This window comes from Rhizobacter sp. P3_B12, from assembly GCF_056402895.1.
The window spans coordinates 1-2,354 of record NZ_JBFUGN010000955.1 but is presented as its reverse complement, the minus strand read 5'-3'; the positions used below and the strand labels follow the sequence as shown (position 1 = coordinate 2,354).

Below are 2,354 nucleotides of genomic sequence, written 5' to 3'. Positions count from 1 at the left end.
ATCGGTCGCCGTGCCATCGGCGCTGAGCACGCTGCCCGCCGCGACGCCGCTGGCATTGACGGCGAGGGCGCGGCCGAGCCCCGGGCTCAGCACGGTCGCGATGCCGGCCGTCCAGATCACCGCGCGCGGCGAGCCGTCGGTCGCTTCGGCATAGCCGACCACCTGGCCCGCGCCGTTGATGCCGTCCGCGACGCTGGCGGCGCCGCCCACCGTGCCCAGGTCGGTCAGCGTCCAGCCCGCGGCGAATGTGGACGTGGCGGCCATCAGCGACACCAGGCCCCCCGCTGCACGCGCTGCAATCTGCAGCAGCTTCGTCGTCTTCATCGAACCTCTCCCGTTGAGCGCCGTGCTGGCGCGGCGCCATTTTCGGCGGCGCCCGGCGGGAAGGCACTGCGTGTCAGTGGGATTGCCTTCCGGCCCAGGGTGTTGTCAGCCACGCGAGCCAGCGGGGGCGCCAGGCCAGCGCCTGCGCCACCAGCAGGGCCGATGCCGCCAGCGACATCACCCACACCAGCACCGCCATCGTCACGTGATCGGCGAGCAGGCAGACGCCGAACGACACCGCCAGCGCGGCGCCGCCCAGCACGCGCAGGCCGATCGCGGTGCGCCGGCCCGGCCCGGCCGCGCTGCCGCGCACCTGCTGCCAGTGCACTTCCATTGCCAGCGCCAGCCACGCGATGCCGCCGGCGCTGCACAGCAGGGCGAGGGTCAACAGCAGGCCCTTATGCATTCGCGGTCTCCGCGTCGTCCGGAGCCGCTGCGTCGGTCTCGGTTGCCGCAACGCGCGAACCCGCGCGGCGCCGCAGTGCGACGGCGGCCGTCGCGGCGATCGCACCCGCCACCAGCAGCGCCAGGTCGAGCCCCGCCACCGGCCAGAAGCGCTCGCCGAGCGTCTTGACGAGGTGATCCCCTGTCGTGATCCAGTTCAGCGCCACCGCGGCGAACGCCAGCACGGCGATGGCACCGCATTGCTCGGCCCAGGCCGGCGACAGCCGCGCCTCGCGCACCGGCGCGCTGCGCCACAGCGCATGCGCGGCCGCGATCACCCAGGCGCCCCAGAAGCTCGCCTTCTCCCAATCACCGCGCTGCGCCATCTCGGTGGGCAGCAGCCGGTTCGCGACCAGGATGGCCAGCGTCGCGACCAGCATGCCGGTCACCGTGGCCACCGCCACCGCATCGGCCCAGCGCGCGCCGCCAGTGCCGGCCCTGGCATGCTGGCGCTTGCGCTTCTCGACGAAGAAGATGAAGCCGGTGGCGATGCAGAGGCAGCCCGACAACCCGCCGAACACGTAGAACCAGCGCAGCAGCCAGTGCTCGAAATGCTGCAGGTGCAGGCCGGTCAGGAAGTCGTTGACGCCGGCCACCGCGCTCGGCGCCGGCTCCTCGAGCAGCACGCGGCCGGTGCTGCCTTCGAAGTGGATCGGCTGGCCGACCAGCGTCACGCGGTCGCTGCCGGCGCGGTACAGCGTGACATAGCTGTTGCGGTCGCCGACGTGATTCACGTACAGGTAGCCGACCTCGCCGGGCAGGCCGCGCGCGGCCCAGCGGCGCTTCGCCTCGACCACCATCGCATCGACCGATGCGAGCGGCGCCTGCACGCCGGCCGGCTTGAACGGCAGGCCCTTCGCCTTCGCGTCGGCCATCGCCGCCGCCATCGCCTGCGGCTTCAGCAGCGTCTCGGAGACCGGCAGGTAGATGCTCGCGAACACCGTCAAGCCGGTCAGCGCGAACATGAAGTGGAAGGGCAGCGCGACGACGCCGGTCAGGTTGTGCAGGTCGAGCGTGCTGCGCTGCACATGCTTGCGCGGGCGGAAGGTGAACAGCTCGCGGAAGATGCGGCGGTGGATCACCACGCCCGAGACCAGCGCCGCCAGCATCACCAGCGCCGCGAAGCCGACGATCCAGTAGCCGAGGTCCTTCCAGGTCAGGTTCAGCCCGTAGTGCATCGGGTAGAAGAACTCGCTGCCGATCTTCAGCCGGTCGTCCGGCAGCAGCCGGCCGTTGCGCGGGTCGATCGTCACATGGCCATGCACATGGTCGTCGGGGTCGTCCGGGTTGTTCGGCACCGCGTACTCGGCGTACAACGACAGCACCGGGTCGCGGTGTGTCGTGTAGGCGCCCCAGTTCATCGGGGTGAGCGTCGCCGGCAGCGGGCCGCGCACGCGCTTCGCTGCGGCCTGCAGCTCGTCGGCCTCGGGCGCCATGCGCGCGAAGATCGGCGCGAGCATCGTGTCGAACGACGACATCGGCTGCGGCGCGAAACGCGTCTCGGGGATCGCCCAGCGGTCGATCTCGCGGTCGAACACCGACAGCGAGCCGAAGAAGAAGACGACGATCAGCACATAGCCGAGCAC

2 protein-coding genes and 1 pseudogene are annotated in these 2,354 nt (G+C 71.5%); all 3 read right to left on the bottom strand.

Annotated elements, in window-relative coordinates; all coding sequences use genetic code 11:
- Positions 1–324 (bottom strand): annotated as a pseudogene (locus AC1D01_RS30640) (hypothetical protein); the annotation flags it as partial.
- Positions 325–397: 73 nt separating this feature from the next.
- Positions 398–730, bottom strand: a complete 333-nt coding sequence (locus AC1D01_RS30635) for a DUF3325 domain-containing protein (protein WP_477873156.1) — start codon at positions 728–730, stop codon at positions 398–400.
- Complete coding sequence (locus AC1D01_RS30630) at positions 723–2,354, bottom strand: PepSY-associated TM helix domain-containing protein (RefSeq protein WP_477873154.1); 1,632 nt, start codon at positions 2,352–2,354, stop codon at positions 723–725. Before AC1D01_RS30630 ends, AC1D01_RS30635 begins: the two co-directional genes overlap by 8 nt.